Source organism: Companilactobacillus furfuricola, from assembly GCF_003946325.1.
Lineage (GTDB): Bacteria > Bacillota > Bacilli > Lactobacillales > Lactobacillaceae > Companilactobacillus > Companilactobacillus furfuricola.
This window is the reverse complement of record NZ_RHNT01000008.1, coordinates 42,881-61,199: the sequence shown is the minus strand read 5'-3', so window position 1 is coordinate 61,199 and position 18,319 is coordinate 42,881. Positions and strand designations below refer to the sequence as shown.

At 38.7% G+C, this 18,319-nt stretch carries 22 protein-coding genes; 21 read left to right on the top strand and 1 reads right to left on the bottom strand.

The window, feature by feature from the left end; all coding sequences use genetic code 11:
• The first annotated feature begins 50 nt into the window (after positions 1-50).
• A complete protein-coding gene (locus tag EKM78_RS04320; protein WP_125769737.1) occupies positions 51-1,025 on the top strand; it encodes a serine hydrolase domain-containing protein in 975 nt (324 codons plus the stop codon).
• An 89-nt stretch (positions 1,026-1,114) separates the two neighbouring features.
• Here EKM78_RS04320 and EKM78_RS04315 read toward each other — a convergent pair whose 3' ends face one another.
• The gene (locus EKM78_RS04315; protein ID WP_125769734.1) at positions 1,115-2,458 is read right to left on the bottom strand and encodes a Mur ligase family protein; all 1,344 of its coding nucleotides are present in this window, start codon (positions 2,456-2,458) and stop codon (positions 1,115-1,117) included.
• 145 nt (positions 2,459-2,603) lie between these two features.
• Here EKM78_RS04315 and EKM78_RS04310 point away from each other — a divergent pair, with 145 nt between their 5' ends.
• From EKM78_RS04310 to EKM78_RS04215, 20 genes are all read left to right on the top strand, one after another.
• Positions 2,604-3,182: a thymidine kinase gene (locus EKM78_RS04310; RefSeq protein WP_125769732.1), complete on the top strand. Its 579-nt coding sequence runs from the start codon at positions 2,604-2,606 to the stop codon at positions 3,180-3,182.
• Between the two features lie 17 nt (positions 3,183-3,199).
• Positions 3,200-4,297 (top strand): peptide chain release factor 1, encoded by a 1,098-nt coding sequence (prfA, locus tag EKM78_RS04305; RefSeq protein ID WP_125769730.1) that lies wholly within the window; start codon positions 3,200-3,202, stop codon positions 4,295-4,297.
• A complete protein-coding gene (gene prmC, locus EKM78_RS04300; RefSeq protein WP_125769728.1) occupies positions 4,275-5,126 on the top strand; it encodes a peptide chain release factor N(5)-glutamine methyltransferase in 852 nt (283 codons plus the stop codon). Before prfA ends, prmC begins: the two co-directional genes overlap by 23 nt.
• 4 nt (positions 5,127-5,130) lie before the next feature.
• Positions 5,131-6,153 carry an L-threonylcarbamoyladenylate synthase gene (locus EKM78_RS04295; RefSeq protein ID WP_125769726.1) on the top strand — a complete coding sequence of 341 codons (1,023 nt, stop codon included), beginning with the start codon at positions 5,131-5,133 and terminating at the stop codon, positions 6,151-6,153.
• Complete coding sequence (upp, locus tag EKM78_RS04290) at positions 6,153-6,782, top strand: uracil phosphoribosyltransferase (protein WP_125708035.1); 630 nt, start codon at positions 6,153-6,155, stop codon at positions 6,780-6,782. The genes EKM78_RS04295 and upp overlap by 1 nt, the downstream gene beginning before the upstream one ends.
• A 90-nt stretch (positions 6,783-6,872) precedes the next feature.
• Positions 6,873-7,583, top strand: coding sequence for a F0F1 ATP synthase subunit A (gene atpB, locus EKM78_RS04285; protein ID WP_125769724.1), 711 nt, complete (start codon positions 6,873-6,875; stop codon positions 7,581-7,583).
• A 23-nt stretch (positions 7,584-7,606) separates the two neighbouring features.
• On the top strand, positions 7,607-7,819 hold the full coding sequence (atpE, locus tag EKM78_RS04280) for a F0F1 ATP synthase subunit C (protein ID WP_125769723.1): 213 nt from the start codon (positions 7,607-7,609) through the stop codon (positions 7,817-7,819).
• A 64-nt stretch (positions 7,820-7,883) separates the two neighbouring features.
• Positions 7,884-8,405, top strand: a complete 522-nt coding sequence (gene atpF, locus EKM78_RS04275; protein ID WP_125769721.1) for a F0F1 ATP synthase subunit B — start codon at positions 7,884-7,886, stop codon at positions 8,403-8,405.
• Positions 8,392-8,943 carry an ATP synthase F1 subunit delta gene (atpH, locus tag EKM78_RS04270; protein WP_125769719.1) on the top strand — a complete coding sequence of 184 codons (552 nt, stop codon included), beginning with the start codon at positions 8,392-8,394 and terminating at the stop codon, positions 8,941-8,943. The genes atpF and atpH overlap by 14 nt, the downstream gene beginning before the upstream one ends.
• A gap of 11 nt (positions 8,944-8,954) precedes the next feature.
• Positions 8,955-10,484, top strand: a complete 1,530-nt coding sequence (gene atpA, locus EKM78_RS04265) for a F0F1 ATP synthase subunit alpha (RefSeq protein ID WP_125769717.1) — start codon at positions 8,955-8,957, stop codon at positions 10,482-10,484.
• A 19-nt stretch (positions 10,485-10,503) separates the two neighbouring features.
• Entirely contained in the window at positions 10,504-11,418 is a 915-nt protein-coding gene (locus EKM78_RS04260; RefSeq protein ID WP_125769715.1) for a F0F1 ATP synthase subunit gamma, read from the top strand.
• A 20-nt stretch (positions 11,419-11,438) separates the two neighbouring features.
• On the top strand, positions 11,439-12,890 hold the full coding sequence (gene atpD, locus EKM78_RS04255) for a F0F1 ATP synthase subunit beta (RefSeq protein ID WP_125769713.1): 1,452 nt from the start codon (positions 11,439-11,441) through the stop codon (positions 12,888-12,890).
• Positions 12,891-12,905: 15 nt separating this feature from the next.
• Positions 12,906-13,337: a F0F1 ATP synthase subunit epsilon gene (locus tag EKM78_RS04250; protein ID WP_125769711.1), complete on the top strand. Its 432-nt coding sequence runs from the start codon at positions 12,906-12,908 to the stop codon at positions 13,335-13,337.
• Between the two features lie 271 nt (positions 13,338-13,608).
• Complete coding sequence (locus tag EKM78_RS04245; RefSeq protein WP_125769709.1) at positions 13,609-13,839, top strand: DUF1146 family protein; 231 nt, start codon at positions 13,609-13,611, stop codon at positions 13,837-13,839.
• Positions 13,840-13,867: 28 nt separating this feature from the next.
• Positions 13,868-15,190 (top strand): UDP-N-acetylglucosamine 1-carboxyvinyltransferase, encoded by a 1,323-nt coding sequence (gene murA, locus EKM78_RS04240; RefSeq protein WP_125769708.1) that lies wholly within the window; start codon positions 13,868-13,870, stop codon positions 15,188-15,190.
• Between the two features lie 199 nt (positions 15,191-15,389).
• Positions 15,390-16,379, top strand: a complete 990-nt coding sequence (gene mreB / locus EKM78_RS04235; protein ID WP_125769706.1) for a rod shape-determining protein — start codon at positions 15,390-15,392, stop codon at positions 16,377-16,379.
• Positions 16,380-16,387: 8 nt separating this feature from the next.
• The gene (locus EKM78_RS04230; RefSeq protein ID WP_125708013.1) at positions 16,388-16,570 is read left to right on the top strand and encodes a DNA-directed RNA polymerase subunit beta; all 183 of its coding nucleotides are present in this window, start codon (positions 16,388-16,390) and stop codon (positions 16,568-16,570) included.
• 2 nt (positions 16,571-16,572) lie between these two features.
• Positions 16,573-16,866 carry a membrane protein insertion efficiency factor YidD gene (yidD, locus tag EKM78_RS04225; RefSeq protein WP_125769704.1) on the top strand — a complete coding sequence of 98 codons (294 nt, stop codon included), beginning with the start codon at positions 16,573-16,575 and terminating at the stop codon, positions 16,864-16,866.
• Between the two features lie 9 nt (positions 16,867-16,875).
• Positions 16,876-17,097: a DUF2969 family protein gene (locus tag EKM78_RS04220; protein WP_125769702.1), complete on the top strand. Its 222-nt coding sequence runs from the start codon at positions 16,876-16,878 to the stop codon at positions 17,095-17,097.
• Between the two features lie 11 nt (positions 17,098-17,108).
• Positions 17,109-18,311 (top strand): FtsW/RodA/SpoVE family cell cycle protein, encoded by a 1,203-nt coding sequence (locus EKM78_RS04215; protein WP_164507196.1) that lies wholly within the window; start codon positions 17,109-17,111, stop codon positions 18,309-18,311.
• Positions 18,312-18,319 lie beyond the last annotated feature (8 nt).

Below are 18,319 nucleotides of genomic sequence, written 5' to 3'. Positions count from 1 at the left end.
TGTTAAGCATGTCTTTTTTTATTTCTCCAAAATAGAAAGGTAGATCGATCATGAATATTTTTTTGGAAACTAAAGCCCAGATCAGAGATCTAGTCAACTCGCAGGTAGTTCCTGGGGTAAGCTATGGTTTCATCAGTGGCAATAAGAGCGAAACTGATATTTATGGAAATAAATCGTGGCAACTAGACAAGGAAGCTTTGGTAGGAGATGAACTGCATGATTTAGCGTCGCTGACTAAAGTTATGGGGACGATCCCATTGATCTTAAAAATGATCGCTGAAAATAAAATTCACCTCGATGATCCGGTGAATCGATATTTACCAGGATTTAAAGATAATAGGGTCCAGTTGATTCATTTGCTGACGCATACTTCGGGGATCGATGGTTATATTCCAGATCGAGATAAATTGGATGCTCAACAATTGATAAAAGCCTTATTGGATCTGCCAGTGACGGCTAATTTTGACAGAGTGGTCAAGTATACTGATACTGGATTGATCTTTTTAGGATTGATAGTCGAGAAAATTTATCAAAAACCTGTTCAACAAGCTATCGTTGAACAAATATTAAAACCGTGGGAATTAGAGGATACGACCTTTGAACCAGTGGAAAGTCGCTGTATACCGACATATAAGCTCAATGGTAGCTTTTTAACTGGTATCCCAAACGATCCGAAAGCTCGCCAATTAGGAGCTCAATGTGGCTCCGCAGGGATGTTTTCGACCTTGAGTGATGTCATGAAGTTTTCGAAGATCATGCTTGAACCTAGATTTCAATTTTTGTATCACAATTTTACTAAGCTAAACCCTGGGCGTTCGTTGGGATGGGATATCAAACCTGACGGGAGCGGTCAGGTATTATTCCACACTGGCTATACTGGACATTTCATTGCTTTAGACTATCAAAATCAAACGGCCATGGTCGTTTTGACTAATCGGGTCCATCCGATCGAAAATAATCAAATATTTCTGAATAGAAGAGATACTGTCTTGAATAGTTTTCTGCAAGAAGATCACGTTCTCTAACTGCAAATAAAAAATCCCACCAGATCGACATCTTTTGATTGAACAAGATGCTTGATCTGGTGGGATTTATTTCTTAAAAAAACATGGAATTATTTTTTATTGATGTAGCCTTTTTCACTGAGAACTTTTCGCAAGCTCATCATGGCTGTATAAGTAGCTAAAACATAAATTTTGTCGGTTGGTACCTTAGATAATGCTTTAACGAAATCTTCTATTTCAGTCGTTTCGATATTCTTGTCCATATTTAAACCGGCGATCTTGAAGCGGAAGGTAACGTCCTTGACTCGTTTGCCACCGGTGATAACAAGCGGTAATTTGTCATAATCGAAGTCTTCGAAATTAGCGTCCCAGATCCAACTCGTGTCGATCCCATCAGCGTAATTGGCGTTCAACAAGAACGCAAGCGAATAATCGGACTTGTCGCTTAAAATGGTCTCGATAACCTGATTTAGTCCAACGGGATTCTTGACTAAGATGATATTGACATCTTTGCCATCGACGTTGATAGTCTCTTGACGACCAAAGACTTTTTCATCGTAGGAGAAGGCCTTTTTGATCTGCTCGGTACTAATGCCGAGTTCTGAAGCAACAGCATAAGCAGCCAAGGCGTTGTAAATGTTATACTTTCCACCAATATTCATGGTGAATGGTTTCTCATCGATTGAAAATTCGGTTTTGTTTGGTAATAAAGTCTTGATATCGGTAACTTGATAATCTAATTGGTGACGTTTGAATCCACAATTTGGACAGAAGTAGCTTCCAAGATTGGCATATGAGATATTGTGGTAATGCAAGATATGGTCACATTTAGGACACAATACGCCATCTGTATTAGTGGGAGCCTTGATATCGGTGTCTTCAAAACCTTTATCAGAAAAACCATAATAGACTACTTTGTTAGGTAATTCCTTAGAAGAAAAGATCGCGGCATCGCCGTTAGCGATGATGGTAGCTTCAGGAGCTAGTTTGATACCGTTAAGGATCTTTTGGTAAGTCGTGTAGATCTCGCCGTAACGATCCATTTGATCACGGAAGATATTTGTTAAAACGAAATACTTAGGTTTAATGTAACGACAAATGATCTCAACGTTTGCTTCGTCAACTTCTAAGACCGCCAAAGGCTTCTTGCTAGTTTTGTGGTGAGTCAGAAAACTAGTGACGATACCTTGGACCATGTTAGAGCCAGTAGGGTTAGTCAAAACATCGTCGTATTTTTGCTTTAACATTTTATTGATCAATGAAGTAGTCAAGGTCTTACCGTTGGTACCAGTAACTACGATCAGTTCATAATTTTTGCCTAAAGTTCCTAAAATATCTGGATCGATCTTGTAGGCGATCTTGCCAGGATATGAAGATCCCCCGTTAAAGAAGGTACTTAAGATGAAATAGGAACTTTTGCCAGTAAGTGTTGCAAAACTTGATTTAAGTGTCATTGTCAAACCTCAATTAATTTATTAAAAATATCTTAGCACACATGAATAATATTTTAGCTGATTTTGTATCTGAATGACAGAAACTATATAAATTGGTGAGCGTTTTGGGTATAATTTTCAAGGAAATAATTTTGGAGGCGGACATTTGGCTCAACTATTTTTTAAGTACGGTGCAATGAACAGTGGCAAATCAATTGAAATTTTAAAAGTTGCTCACAATTACAAAGAACAAGGTAAGTCAGTTATATTAATGACTAGTATAATAGATACCAGATCTGGTAAAGGAAAGATCTCGAGCCGAATTGGATTATCTGCTGATGCGATCGCATTAGAACACAATTCCAATGTTTATGATATTGTTAAAGAGGAAAATACTGACGCTGCTTGCGTTTTGATCGACGAGTGTGAGTTTATGACGAAAGAACAAGTCATTCAAGCGACACAGGTCGTCGACGAGTTAGGGATCCCGGTCATGGCTTTTGGCCTAAAGAATGATTTTCGTAATGAATTATTCGATGGATCCAAGTATTTGCTGCTATATGCTGATAAACTAGAAGAGATGAAAACGATCTGCTGGTTTTGTAAGAAAAAAGCTACCATGAATATGCGTATGGCTAACGGCAAGCCAGTATATGAAGGGGATCAAATAGCTATCGGGGGAAACGAGATGTATTATCCCGTTTGCCGTCGTCACTATAATCATCCTCCAATGTTAAATGAGTAAGAGAAAGGATTCTTAAAGTGGATAAAATTTTTGATCAACTTGAAGGACTTTTGGATCGATACAACGAATTGCAAGAATTAATGAGTGATCCAGAAGTTATCAATGATACTAAACGTTACATGAAACTTTCTAAAGAAGAAGCCGACATGCGTGATGTCGTTGCTGCTTTTAAGAAATATAAAGAGTTAAAGAAGAGCATTGCTGACAGCGATGAGATCCTCCGGGAAACTGATGATGCCGAAATGCAAGCTTTAGCTAAAGATGAATTGAATGAATCAAAGGAAGAATTGGATAAAGTTGAACATGACATTACTTTGCTGATGCTTCCTAAAGATCCTAACGATGATAAGAATATTATTATGGAGATCCGTGGTGCTGCTGGTGGTGATGAAGCCAGCTTGTTTGCCGGTGATCTATTGAGTATGTACTCCAAGTATGCTGAAAAACAAGGCTGGAGTTTTGAGATCATCGATGAAAATGATACTGAAGTCGGTGGTTACAAGGACGTTGCCGTGATGATCACAGGTAATCGGGTGTATTCAAAGCTTAAATACGAAAATGGAGCTCACCGAGTACAAAGAGTTCCCGCAACTGAGTCCGCAGGTCGGGTCCATACCTCAACAGCCACAGTTGCTATCATGCCTGAATATGATGAAGTTGACGTTGATATCGATCCCAAAGATATCAGAACTGATGTTTATCGTTCTTCTGGTGCTGGTGGACAACATATCAATAAGACGTCATCTGCTGTGCGGATGACCCATTTGCCAACAGGTATCGTTGTTGCTATGCAAGACCAAAGATCACAGCAACAAAACCGTGAAAAGGCGATGCAGATTTTGCGTTCACGTGTTTATGATTATTATGAATCACAAAATCAAAGTGAATATGATGAACAGCGTAAATCAGCCGTTGGTACTGGTGATCGTTCCGAACGGATCAGAACTTACAACTACCCACAAAATCGTGTGACTGATCATCGGATCGGACTTTCATTGAACAAATTAGATAGGATCATGAATGGAGATCTTGACGAAATTATCGATGCATTAGTCGTATTTGATCAAACTAAGAAGTTGGAGCAAATCGAAAGTGGAGAGACTAAGTTATTCTAATGCCCTTAATAGGGCTTTTTTAATGCTGAAAGAAGCCGGAAAGTTTTCTGATGATGCCCTGTATTTGATGGAAGAACTTTCGGGTTTTAACTATACCCAGCTACAATTACATCGCAATGATCTAGTTCCTTCTGATATCGATGAGAAATTTCAAGCAGGGTTACAACGTCTTTTGAATGATGAACCTGTTCAATATATTTTAGGTTCAGCATATTTTATGGGGCGAAAATTTCACGTTGATCAAAACGTATTGATCCCTCGTCAAGAAACTGAAGAAATGGTTGATCAAGTGATCAGTGATAATAATAGGAAGAACTTGCAAATCCTAGACATCGGAACTGGTTCCGGCGTGATCGCCATTTCCTTAGCCCTAGCTTTTTCTGATAGTCAGATCGTCGCTTCAGATATTTCAAATGAAGCATTACGTGTGGCATCAAAAAATGCTAGTATCTACGATTGTGCAAACATTTCTTTTGTACAAAGTGATCTATTTGATAATTTGGCAGATCAAAGTTTTGATATCATTGTGTCCAATCCACCTTACATTGCCGTTTCGGAAAAAGATGTCATGGATGAAAGTGTTAAAAAGTATGAACCAGAAGTGGCCCTGTACGGTCAAAATGAGGGTTTAGAAATTTATCAACGCATTTCCAAAGTCGTCGATAAACATTTATCTGACGGCGGTGATTTGTATATGGAATTTGGGTATCATCAAAAAAATCAAATTGAGCAAATATTTGGTAAAAACATGCCCCAATATGTTGTAAAATTCTATAAGGATATTAGTGGCAATTATCGATATTTAAACGCTCATAGAAAGAAGGTGTAAAACGTTGGAGACTCTTATTTTAAAAGATGACCAAATACAACGAGCAGCTGACTTTTTAGCTGACGGTCAACTTGTAGCATTTCCCACCGAGACTGTGTATGGTTTAGGTGCGGATGCCACGAGATCGGAAGTTGTGAAAAATGTTTATGCTGCTAAAGGACGACCGAGCGATAATCCATTGATCGTTCACGTTGATAGTCCAGAAATGGTGTGGCAATATGCTGACAACTGCTATAAAGAACAAGCTTCCAAATTGATGGATCAGTTTTGGCCAGGCCCATTAACGATCATCATGCCGATCCAAGCTGGGACTCTTTCCAAACAAGTTACTGGTGGACTTTCGACGGCTGCTTTTCGGATGCCTAACAATCAAGCAACGCTCGATTTGATCAAAACTTTTGGCAAACCGATCGTTGGACCATCCGCCAATACGAGTGGAAAACCTAGTCCCACAGAAGCTAAACATGTTTACCATGATTTAAAAGGTAAGATCGCTGCAATCTTAGATGACGGACCAACAGTTATCGGAGTTGAGTCAACAGTTATTGATTTATCGGCTGATACACCAACTATCTTGCGTCCGGGGATGATCACAGAAGAAGAGCTTACAGACGTTTTAGGCGACGTTGCAAGTGATCACCATAAAGTTAGTCAAGAAGAGATCCCAAAGGCCCCAGGGATGAAATATAAGCACTATGCGCCTAATGCACAGGTCATCATCGTTGATGATCCCAATGATTTTGCTGAGGCGATCAAAGAATATGCGCAAGCTTCTGAACCGATCGGGATATTAGCGACGGATCTGATTTTAAATGAATTGTCCGGAAACTATAAGACTTATTCGCTTGGTGAAGATGTTATCTCAGCTTCAAAGCATTTATTTGCCGGTTTAAGAGCATTGGATGATCAAAATGTTCCTTATATCCTCGCTCAAGGTTTTCCTGAATCAGGACATGGAGTTGCCTATGGCAACCGCCTAAATAAATCTGCAGGTCAACAACATTTTAAAAAACAAGGAGAAAAATAATGCCAAAATTTCAAGTACTAAATCACCCTCTAATTCAACATAAACTTACGATCATTCGTAGCAAACATACCGGAACAAAGGTATTTCGTGAAGTTGCTAACGAGATTGCTGAACTAATGGTCTATGAGATCACTCGAGACCTTCCATTGGCCGATGTTGAAGTCGAAACACCAATGGGAAAATCTACTCAAAAGATGATTGCAGGAAAGAAATTAGCAGTTATTCCAATTCTTCGTGCTGGTTTAGGAATGGTCGATGGCGTATTGCAATTGATCCCTGCAGCTAAAGTAGGTCATATTGGAATGTACCGTGATGAAAAGACTTTAAAACCACACGAATACTTTGTTAAATTGCCTAGTGACATTGATCAACGTGAATTGTTTATTGTTGATCCAATGCTGGCAACTGGTGGATCAGCCAACATGGCTATTGAAGCCTTGAAGAAACGTGGAGCTAAACATATGCGCCTGGTAGTTTTAGTAGCTGCACCAGAAGGTGTTGCTGAAGTTCAGAAAGAACATCCAGATGTAGATATTTATGCGGCATCACTTGATGAGAAGTTGACTGATAGTGGTTACATTTTCCCTGGTCTAGGTGACGCTGGAGACAGATTATTTGGTACTAAATAAAAAAATCACTATTTAAATAACCATTTTTAAGTGGTATCATTTTTGAAGTATCAATATGTTTTTCAATAAGCGAAGAAAGGGGGGTTATTATTGGATGATAAATATAAGTTTATTGACTTCTTAGGACTTCGGTTCAATGTTGCCAATTGCTTATCTGCATTGATAGCTGCTTTGTTAGTTTTCATTTTGGTTTATGCGCTTTCACGTAAGATCAAGATGCGACCTGGTAAGGCACAAAATGTCCTGGAATGGATGATTGATTTTACAAACGGTATTGTTAAATCAGCTTTTCAAAGTGATGCCGGAAAGAAATTTAACCTATACGCATTTGTATTATTCTTATTCATCTTTGTATCCAACCAGTTAGGTCTGATCCTAGAGATCAAAGTCGGTGGATTTTCATTTGTAAAATCTGCTACGTCTAACCCAATCGTAACAATGTCACTTGCTTTAATGTCATTGTTACTGGCACATTTCTTTGCCGTTCAAAAATGGGGCTTTGGCGGGTACCTTCGTAATTTTACGAGACCTTATGCATTTTTAACGCCAGTTAACCTTCTAGAGGAGTTTACAAACTTTTTAACGTTGTCACTACGTCTCTACGGTAATATATTTGCTGGTGAAGTACTTCTTGTACTTATTGGATCAGTTGCTAAGAGTTTTGGCTTAGTTTCATTCGTATTGGCAATTCCGATCGAAATGATCTGGCAAGGCTTTTCAGTGTTCATTGGAGCCATCCAAGCGTACGTATTTACAACCTTATCTATGGTTTATATCGCACGTAAAATGACAAAAGAATAATTTTCAATGGAGGAATTTTAATTATGAAAGAAATCGCCGCAGCTCTTGCAGCCGGTTTAGCCGCTCTTGGTGCATCAATCGGTAACGGACTAGTTATTTCTAAAACAATCGAAGGTATGGCCCGTCAACCAGAAGTTTCTGGTTCATTGAGAGGTACTATGTTCATTGGTGTTGGTTTGATTGAAGCTGTTCCTATCATTGCTATCGCCATTGCTTTCGTTATTCTTTTCATATAAAACAATCATTCGGCGATAATGCATCGCCTTTTTATGTTTCATATGAAGGGAAGGAGTTGAGAAAATGGCAGGTATTTTAGTACTTGGAGCAGGTAAATTAGCTTTAGGTGACATGCTTTTTATTCTTATTTCTTTTATCCTGTTAACTTTGGCTGTTAAGCATTATGCATGGGGTCCGATCACTAAAATGATGGACGAACGGTCTAACAAGATCACAAGTGATCTTGATTATGCTGATTCAGAACGTGCAAGTGCTGAGAAGCTTAAAAAGGAACGTGAAGAAGCACTTAAGAATTCACGTGCAGAAGCTATTGAGATCGTAAACAAAGCAAAAGACAACGGTGATGAACAAAAGAAATCAATCGTTGCTTCTGCGCATAGCGAAGCTGAATCAGTAAGACAAAAGGCTAAATCAGATGCTGAAAAAGCCAAGCAAGATGCAATGAATGATGCACAAAATGACATTGCAAACTTGTCATTAGAGATTGCTTCAAAAGTTATCTCTAAAGAGCTTAATGCTGACGATCAAAAGTCACTGATCGACTCTTATATTAAGGAGTTGACTGTAAATAATGGCAATAAGTAAATTCCAGGTTGGTAAACGATATAGTAAAGCCCTTTACGAAGTGGCTCAAGAACAAAATTCGCTAGATGAAATTCTTGAAGATTTAAAGTCTCTTAAAACGATTTATCGTGAAAATCCAAATCTTGTTGTTGCTTTTGCAGGTCGCTCGATCTCAAAAGAAGAAAAGAACAAGATCCTAGATATTTTGAAAAAACCATTTGGTGAACTAATGCAGAACTTTTTATCAATGTTATTTGAACGTGATCGTTTAGATTGCATGGATGAAATTGCAGATGCATATATAAATAAATATGATGCCGATCACGGCATTGTGGAAGTTACAGTAACTTCTACGATTGAGTTGAGTTCAGAACAAGAAGATAAATTAAAATCTGTTATTGAACAAAGATTCTCAGTCAAGCAAGTAAACTTAACAAAAATAGTAGATCCTTCAATCATCGGTGGAGTTATTATCCGTGTTGGTGATCAAGTTATCGATGGCAGTGTCCTCAAACGGTACACAGCTATCAAGAATTTGCTATTAGTTAAAAATAAGTAGAGGTGAAACGAATGAGCATCAAAACTGAAGAGATTAGTTCTCTAATCAAAGAACAATTAAAGAACTATAAGAATGAACTCTCAGTTGATGAAGTAGGTACAGTTACATACGTCGGTGATGGTATTGCTCGTGCTAATGGCCTTGAAAATGCTATGGCGAGTGAATTACTTGAATTCCAAGACGGAACTTATGGTGTGGCTCAAAACCTTGAAAGTGATGATGTTGGTATTATCATTTTAGGTAGCTACGATCAAATTCGTGAAGGCGATACAGTTAAAAGAACTGGTCGTATCATGGAAGTTCCTGTTGGGGAAGAAATGATCGGACGTGTAGTTAACTCTTTGGGTCAACCAGTTGATGGACTTGGTGAAATCAAAACTGATCAGACTCGACCTATTGAATCTCCTGCACCCGGTGTTATGCAACGTAAATCAGTTTTCCAACCATTACAAACAGGTTTGAAAGCTGTTGACTCCTTAGTTCCAATTGGACGTGGACAACGTGAATTGATCATCGGTGATCGTAAAACAGGTAAAACATCCATTGCTATCGATACAATTATCAACCAAAAAGATCAAGATATGATCTGTGTATATGTAGCTATTGGACAAAAGGAATCAACTATTAGAAGTCAAGTACAAACATTAAAAGAACATGGTGCCATGGACTATACTATCGTTGTTGAAGCTGGTCCTTCACAACCATCTCCAATGTTGTACTTTGCCCCATATGCTGGTTGTGCTATGGGTGAATATTTCATGTATAACGGCAAGCATGTCTTGATCATCTATGATGATTTAAGTAAACAAGCTAATGCCTATCGTGAAATTTCGCTATTGCTACGTAGACCACCTGGGCGTGAAGCATATCCTGGTGACGTTTTCTACTTGCACTCACGTTTACTCGAACGTGCTGCTAAGTTGAGTGACGATTTAGGCGGCGGTTCTATGACTGCTATGCCTATCGTTGAAACACAAGCCGGAGATATTTCAGCATATATTCCTACAAACGTTATTTCCATCACTGATGGACAGATCTTCTTGAGTAGTGACTTATTCTATTCAGGTACACGTCCAGCTATCAACGCTGGTGAATCTGTTTCTCGTGTTGGTGGTGACGCACAGATCAAAGCTATGAAGAAAGTTGCTGGTACATTACGTCTAGACTTATCTTCATATCGTGAGTTGGAATCATTTGCTCAGTTCGGTTCTGATCTAGATGAAGCTACTAAAGCTAAGTTGGATCGTGGTGCAAGAACGGTTGAAGTATTAAAACAACCAGTTCATTCACCAATGCCTGTTGAAAAACAAGTCTTGATCCTCTTTGCTCTAACTCGTGGTTTCTTGGATAAAATCAAAATTGACGATATTCTTGACTACGAAGCTTCACTTTCTGAATTCTTTGACGCAAATCACCCAGATCTCTTAAAGACAATCAAAGAAACTGGTGCTCTTCCTGATGAAGATGCTATGAAGTCCGGTGTAGATGAATTTACACAAAACTACTTAGCATCAAAGGGCACAGATGAGCAAGCTAAATAAAATACTGGAGGTTTAAATTATGGCTGAGTCCCTAATGGACATTAAAAGAAGAATTACTTCTACTCAAAAAACCGGTCAAATCACAAGAGCCATGCAAATGGTTTCTGGTGCTAAACTTTCTCGTATTGAAAAACAATCTGTTGCTTATCAACTTTATGCAAATAAAGTGAAAGATATTGTTCGTCACTTAACACTAGGCAATGTTTTTAAAGACGTTGCTTCAGGAAGTGGAGCAGATCCACTGAGTGTCAATAATATCCTTCAAGTTCGTGATGTTAAAAAGTCAGCCTACGTTGTGTTGACTAGTGATCGTGGATTAGTTGGTGGATATAACAGTAATATTTTGAAGGCCATGATGGACATCTTTAAGAAGAAGTACAACAATGACCAAAGTAAATTTACTATTATCTCACTAGGTAATACTGGTACAGAATTTTTTAAAGCTCGTGGCTATGACATTGCTTACGAATATCGTGGGTTGCCTGACGTGCCATCAGTTGAGGATATCACGCCGATCGTGAAGTCGATCTTGCAGTTATATCAAGCTGGTAGTTTTGATGAAATTTTCATCTGTCACAATCATCACGTTAATTCATTAGTATCTAGATTTACGGAAGAAAAACTTCTTCCTCTCACTGCACCAAAAGATGCCACTTTGGAAGAAGAACATATAGCTAGTGATTATATTAAGGATCCAGATCCTGAAACGGTCTTATCAGCTATTGTTCCTCAATACATCGAAAGTTTGATTTTTGGCGCTATGATGGATGCTAAGACTGCTGAGCACGCTGCTTCAGTTACAGCAATGAAGAGTGCTACTGATAATGCTGATGACTTGATTTCTTCATTATCCTTGCACTACAATCGTGCCCGTCAAGCACAAATTACTACTGAGATCACAGAGATTGTTGGCGGTGCTGCGGCACTAGAATAGTTTAGAAAGGAGCCAAATTAATGAGTAGCAAAGGAACAGTTATTCAAGTTATTGGTCCTGTCGTTGATGTGGAATTTCCACTAGATGGAGATTTACCTGAATTAAACGATGCTCTAAAGATTAAAAAGAGTGACGGATCAGTAATCACCGTTGAAGTTGCGTTGGAACTTGGTGATGGCGCCTTGCGTGCTATTTCTATGGGTTCAACTGATGGACTTCAAAGAGGTGCTGAAGTTATCAATACAGGAGGTTCAATTACCGTTCCTGTTGGTAAAGAAACCCTAGGACGTGTGTTCAACGTTTTAGGTGAATCAATTGATGGTGGGGAAGAATTCCCTGCTGATTTTAGAAGAGATAGTATTCACCGTGAAGCACCAAAATACGATGAATTAAATACTTCTACAGAAATCCTAGAAACAGGTATTAAGGTTATTGACTTGCTTGAGCCATACGTTCGTGGTGGTAAAGTTGGTTTGTTCGGTGGTGCCGGTGTTGGTAAGACCGTTCTAATTCAAGAGTTGATCCACAATATCGCCGAAGAGCATGGTGGTATTTCAGTATTTACTGGTGTTGGTGAAAGAACTCGTGAAGGTAATGACCTTTATTATGAAATGAAAGAATCAGGTGTTTTGAAGAAAACAGCCATGGTTTATGGCCAAATGAATGAGTCTCCTGGTGCTCGTATGCGTGTTGCCTTAACTGGACTAACAATTGCCGAGTACTTCCGTGATGTTGAAGGACAAGATGTGCTCTTGTTCATCGATAACATTTTTAGATTTACTCAAGCTGGTTCTGAAGTTTCAGCTTTGCTAGGTCGTATGCCTTCAGCCGTTGGTTACCAACCAACATTGGCTACAGAAATGGGACAATTGCAAGAAAGAATCACTTCAACTCAAAAGGGTTCTATCACTTCAATTCAAGCCGTTTATGTTCCAGCTGATGACTATACTGACCCTGCACCTGCTACAACTTTCGCTCACTTGGATGCTACAACTAACTTGGAGCGTAGTTTAACAGAAATGGGTATTTATCCAGCTGTTGACCCATTAGCATCATCATCATCTGCTCTTGATCCAGCTATTGTTGGTAAGGAACACTATGCTGTTGCTACAGAGGTTCAACAAGTTTTGCAAAGATACCGTGAATTGCAAGATATCATCTCTATCTTAGGTATGGATGAATTATCTGATGAAGAAAAGACCGTCGTTGCTCGTGCAAGACGTATTCAATTCTTCTTGTCACAAAACTTCTCAGTTGCTGAACAATTTACTGGTCTTCCTGGTTCATACGTTCCAGTTGAAGAAACAGTTAAAGACTTCAGAGAAATTCTTGATGGTAAATATGATGATATTCCTGAAGATGCCTTTAATGGTGTTGGTGGAATTCAAGATGTTATCAACAAGGCTAAGAAGATGGGCTGGAAGTCAGAAGATGAACAAGACGATAACTCAAACGAGGCAGTTGCCAACTAATAAGGAGGGAATAATATGGCTGATCAAGAACAACCAATGACGGTCAATATTGTTACTCCCGATGGTGTCGTTTATGACCATCATGCAAAAGTCATCGTTGCTAGTGCTATTGATGGGGATATTGGTATTATGAAGGGCCATGAGCCTATAATCGCCCCACTCAAAATTGCAGAAGTTCGTGTTAAACGGGTGGACAAACCCGATCATGAAGATGCAATCGCCGTCAACGGTGGTTTTCTGGAGTTCAGCAATGATCTAGTTTCTATTGTGGCTAACAGTGCTGAAAGAGCTCGCGATATAGATCTTCGACGTGCTAAGTATCAAAAACAACAGGCTGAAGCAACCATTCAGACTGCTAAAGAGAAAAACAATGTTGAGGATTTGGATCGCGCTCAAGTTTCACTTAAGAAAGCTATTAATAGAATCAACGTTAGTGAACATAAGTAAAAATAAAAATCCAAAACCGGTTTGCGGTTTTGGATTTTTTTGTATGGAATCGAGTTGCAGAAGATAGCGGCCTCCGGTTTAGCAACTGTCAGCGGCACTGCTTCGCAGCACCTTTGAGCTGCCAGTCCCTAAATCCTCAGCAGCTGAACATCTTCTTCCACTCTCTTTATTTTGATGCGTTTTTTGTAATTTTTAGGTTTTGTTTAAGTCTGTTGTGGAATGGATCAATGCTTTTCGCTTTCATGTTAGGGTGATTAAAGAGGTTTTTATTATGAATAGTTTAGGAATTAACGCGATTATTACAATTATTAGTCATTTATTTTTTATTTGGCTTAGTTACAATGCATTGCAAGCTATCGATTGGCGAAAGATTTATGACAAAAATAACACAAGAATGTTACAATTACTTGTAGCGCTAATTTCGATTGCGCTAGGTTATACAGTAAGCTCATTTTTATTGAGTATTCTTAATGTTTCACAAAACCTAACGTTACTTATTTAATCAAATTAACGTTTTGGAGGTAAATATTTTGCAACAGATTATTGTAGATGGACCTTCACGTCTTGAGGGTTCTGTTAAAATTGAAGGCGCTAAAAATGCCGTTTTACCAATTCTGGCGTCGACATTGTTAGCATCCAAAGGAAAAACATATTTAAGTAATATACCTCCTTTATCAGACGTAACCACTATGTGCAAGGTGTTGGGTGCGTTAGATGCTGATATTCAATTTAATGAAAATAATGAATCAATTATGATCGACTCTTCAAATGGAATTTCAACTACGGCTCCAGAGGAACTTGTCGATAAAATGCGTGCTTCCATTGTGGTTTTAGGACCAATTTTAGCTCGTTGTGGCGAAGCACATGTTGCGATGCCTGGTGGCTGTGCAATTGGCTCTCGGCCTATTGACTTACACCTCAAGGGATTAGAAGCTATGGGTGCTGAATTTACCCAAAATGGCGGATATATTGATGCTAAGGCGACTGATCTTCATGGTGCGAATATTTATTTAGATTTTCCTAGTGTTGGTGCTACTCAAAATATTATGATGGCTGCAACTTTGGCTGATGGTGAAACGGTTATCGATAACGTTGCCCGTGAGCCAGAAATTGTTGATCTGGCCAATGTATTGAGTAAGATGGGCGCTAATATTTCTGGTGCTGGTACTAATACGATCCGTATTAAGGGTGTTAAAGAAATGCATGGTTGCGAACATTCAATTATGCAAGATCGAATCGAAGCTGGTACTTTTATGGTTGCTGCTGCTGTAACTAATGGAGATATTTTCATTAAAGATGCTGTAGTCGCTCATAATAAGCCATTGATTTCTAAATTGAAGGAAATGGGCGTTAAGATCATTGAATCAGACGAAGGCATTCGTGTTATTGGTACAGATGATCTAAAAGCAGTTGACGTGAAAACTTTGCCTCATCCAGGTTTTCCAACTGATATGCAAGCCCAAATGACTTTAGCACAGTTACTTAGTAACGGTACTACTGTCATGACTGAAACTGTTTTTGAAAATAGATTTATGCATTTCCCTGAATTAGGTAAGATGCATGCTGATTATAAGATCGAAGGTAATTCTGCAATTATGTTTGGACCTGCAAATTTAACTGGTGCAAATGTTTCCGCTACTGATTTGCGTGCGGCTGCGGCCTTAGTCTTAGCTGGTTTAGTAGCTGAAGGTGAAACGAGAGTTTCAAATCTGCAGTATTTAGATCGCGGTTATTACAATTTTACAGAGAAGTTAAGAAGTCTCGGTGCAAATATTCGACGTGTCTCGATCGACAAAGATGGTCGTGAAAGCTTAGTCTTTAGAACTATTTCTGGCGTTGATAAGTTAGCATAATCTGACTTAACTTCGTCACTTGATGGCAAAATGGCAATATTCGCAAAAGAATATTGTCATTTTTTCGTTTAAAAATAACAGCAATTTATATTATCATATTAAATGTTGACTTTATCATAACCACTTTTTTTGTTTATCGATGTCATGCAATCGTTGGTTATGATATACTTTTTTTGTCTAGATTTTTGGAGGATATAGTATGGCGAAATATCTTGGAATTGATTTGGGAACAGCGAATGTGTTAATTGATGTTAAAGGAGAAGGAATCGTTTTAAACGAGCCTTCGATCGTAGCTATCAATGCAAGAACGAACGATGTTGTTGCAGTTGGTAAAGATGCTTACGAAATGGTTGGTAGAACGCCGGCTAATATTAAAGCAATCAGACCACTTAAAGATGGTGTGATCGCTGACTTTAACATCACAGAAAAGATGCTTCAATATTTTATTGATAAGTTAAACGTCAAGAGCTTTTTCTCAAAGCCGATAATTATGATTTGTGCGCCAACAAACGTTACTCCTGTTGAACAAAAGTCAATTATCGAAGCTGCCGAACAAGCCGGTGGTGGCAAAGTATATCTACAACTTGAACCAAAGGTCGCTGCCGTTGGTGCGGGCTTAGATATCTTTAAGCCACAAGGTAATATGGTCATCGATATTGGTGGTGGTACTAGTGATATCGCCGTTTTGTCCATGGGTGACGTGGTAACAAGTCGCTCGTTGAGATTTGCTGGGGATAAAATGACTACAGCGATCCAGGCTTACGTTAAACAAGCACATAGCTTGATCATTGGTGAAAGGACCTCTGAAGAGATCAAGAAGCAAATTGGTTCCGCTATAGGTGGAGATGAGAGCAATACATTCTCTGCCAGTGGTATCGATATTGTTTCTGGTTTGCCTAAAGAGATCACTCTCAACGAGAAAGAAATCGAAGAGGCACTTCATGATGGCGTAAAGCAAATTATCGAGTCTGCTAAGAGCGTCCTTGAAGAGACACCACCGGAATTATCAGCGGATATCATTGATCGTGGTATCATGTTGACAGGTGGTGGAGCTTTACTTAAAAACTTAGACAAACTACTATCACAAGAATTAGAAGTTCCTGTTTTAATGACAGATCGACCACTAGATTCAGTGGCTTTGGGAACAGGAATACTTCTGGAAAATATTGAAAAACATAAGAAATATTAAGGTGTAATATGAAACGAGACTTTGGAAAAGAATACCGTCACGGTGTATTCAAGAAGATTGGCTGGGTACTTTTATTCATGTTGATCTTTTTCGTTTTAGGAATGTTGATTGGATCAGGGTTAGGTGGCTCTAATCCATTAGCAGTACTTTGGCCGGGAACATGGATCCACATGTTCGACTTTCTGAGATAGCTATGTTTAAGAAGTTATTGATCGGAATAGTAAGAGTCTATCAAAAGTTTATCTCACCTATATTGCCACCAAGTTGTCGGTATTATCCAACTTGTTCAAGTTATTTTATCTCCGCTGTAAAAAAGCACGGAGCAATCTTGGGAATGATTATGGGGACTGCAAGAATTTTGCGCTGTAATCCCTTTGTTCGTGGTGGAGTAGATCCAGTACCTGATCATTTTACGATTTTTCGTAATCCTCATCCTGAGGAGTACGAAGATGAGATCATAGCAAAAAAATTTCATAGCAAAGAATAGGAAAATTTAATGGCAAGAAAGAACAAACCCATTGAAATTAATTTAAAGGACATCAGTGATGATCCTGAAACTTATGAATTATGGGATGGCAAGAAATATATTGGAACAATTCGTAAAGAGGGAAAACGTTACTTATCATTCGTTGAGAGTAACGATACACCCTTTAAATCCGTGAAGTTAGATGATGCAATTAACGAATTGTTAATGCAATATAATCTACATAATCATTAATAGGTGTTAAAATGCAAATGAGGAATAATAATAAAGAAAAGGATCTAGAATCACGCATTGATTATGGTATTATTTTTTCAGTTATGATGCTGGCGATCATTGGTCTGATGTCAATTTATGTGGCAACGATCTATGATTCCCAGAATCCGCTGAAGAATGTAATTACGCAAGTTCTCTGGTATGCCATCGGAGCTACGATTGTAGCGATCATTATGCAATTCGATGCAGAGCAACTTTGGCAGGTCGCCAACTATGCGTATTACGCTGGACTAGCGCTTTTATTATTAGTCCTGGTTTTCTATAGTCGTGAGTATTTAGCACAGACTGGTGCGAAGAGTTGGTTTGCTTTAGGTCCGTTAACGTTCCAACCTTCGGAGGTAATGAAACCTGCCTACATATTAATGATGGGTAAAGTCATTACCATGCATAATAGCGAGTATCATGTCCATACAATAAGAACAGATTTTGTATTATTGGGTAAACTACTACTATGGACATTACCAGTGATCGTCTTGTTGAAATTGCAAAACGACTTTGGTACCTTACTTGTATTTATCGCCATTCTGGGTGGAATGGTTTTAGTATCAGGAATTGATTGGCGTATTATTGGAACTGTCTTCCTGGTAGTTGCTGTAGTCGGTGGACTTGCACTGACATTAGCAACTACTGATTGGGGAAGACCGATTTTAATGAATTTAGGTTTTAAATCGTATCAATTCAACCGTATTGATAGCTGGCTGAATCCTTCGCAGGACACCACCGAAAATGGTTATCAAATATGGCAGAATATGAAAGCAATTGGTTCAGGTCAGTTGTTTGGAAAAGGTTTTAACGTTTCCAATGTTTATGTTCCAGTTCGAGAATCCGATATGATCTTCTCGGTTATTGCAGAGAATTTCGGATTCATCGGTTCATGTGTATTGATCTTGTTGTATTTCTTGTTGATTTACCAAATGATACAAGTAACATTTGATACAAAGAATGAATTTTATGCATATGTTTCAACTGGTGTAATCATGATGATCTTGTTCCATGTTTTCGAAAATATTGGTATGAGTGTTGGGCTCTTACCGCTAACGGGTATTCCGCTGCCGTTCATATCGCAAGGTGGTTCCGCATTGCTTGGTAATATGATCGGTATTGGGTTAGTCATGTCGATGAGATTCCATCACAAGAGTTACATGTTCGAAAATGGATCGTTTAAACAGAGGTAGAGAAAGTA

Excerpts from the sequence above, each read along its gene's own strand:
- EKM78_RS04320 (WP_125769737.1), top strand. The coding sequence starts at position 51 with ATGAATATTTTTTTGGAAACTAAAGCCCAGATCAGAGATCTAGTCAAC.
- EKM78_RS04315 (WP_125769734.1), bottom strand. The coding sequence starts at position 2,458 with ATGACACTTAAATCAAGTTTTGCAACACTTACTGGCAAAAGTTCCTAT.
- upp (WP_125708035.1), top strand. The coding sequence starts at position 6,153 with ATGCCAAAATTTCAAGTACTAAATCACCCTCTAATTCAACATAAACTT.
- atpE (WP_125769723.1), top strand. The coding sequence starts at position 7,607 with ATGAAAGAAATCGCCGCAGCTCTTGCAGCCGGTTTAGCCGCTCTTGGT.
- atpF (WP_125769721.1), top strand. The coding sequence starts at position 7,884 with ATGGCAGGTATTTTAGTACTTGGAGCAGGTAAATTAGCTTTAGGTGAC.
- atpH (WP_125769719.1), top strand. The coding sequence starts at position 8,392 with ATGGCAATAAGTAAATTCCAGGTTGGTAAACGATATAGTAAAGCCCTT.
- atpA (WP_125769717.1), top strand. The coding sequence starts at position 8,955 with ATGAGCATCAAAACTGAAGAGATTAGTTCTCTAATCAAAGAACAATTA.
- EKM78_RS04260 (WP_125769715.1), top strand. The coding sequence starts at position 10,504 with ATGGCTGAGTCCCTAATGGACATTAAAAGAAGAATTACTTCTACTCAA.
- atpD (WP_125769713.1), top strand. The coding sequence starts at position 11,439 with ATGAGTAGCAAAGGAACAGTTATTCAAGTTATTGGTCCTGTCGTTGAT.
- EKM78_RS04250 (WP_125769711.1), top strand. The coding sequence starts at position 12,906 with ATGGCTGATCAAGAACAACCAATGACGGTCAATATTGTTACTCCCGAT.
- EKM78_RS04245 (WP_125769709.1), top strand. The coding sequence starts at position 13,609 with ATGAATAGTTTAGGAATTAACGCGATTATTACAATTATTAGTCATTTA.
- mreB (WP_125769706.1), top strand. The coding sequence starts at position 15,390 with ATGGCGAAATATCTTGGAATTGATTTGGGAACAGCGAATGTGTTAATT.
- EKM78_RS04230 (WP_125708013.1), top strand. The coding sequence starts at position 16,388 with ATGAAACGAGACTTTGGAAAAGAATACCGTCACGGTGTATTCAAGAAG.
- yidD (WP_125769704.1), top strand. The coding sequence starts at position 16,573 with ATGTTTAAGAAGTTATTGATCGGAATAGTAAGAGTCTATCAAAAGTTT.
- EKM78_RS04220 (WP_125769702.1), top strand. The coding sequence starts at position 16,876 with ATGGCAAGAAAGAACAAACCCATTGAAATTAATTTAAAGGACATCAGT.
- EKM78_RS04215 (WP_164507196.1), top strand. The coding sequence starts at position 17,109 with ATGCAAATGAGGAATAATAATAAAGAAAAGGATCTAGAATCACGCATT.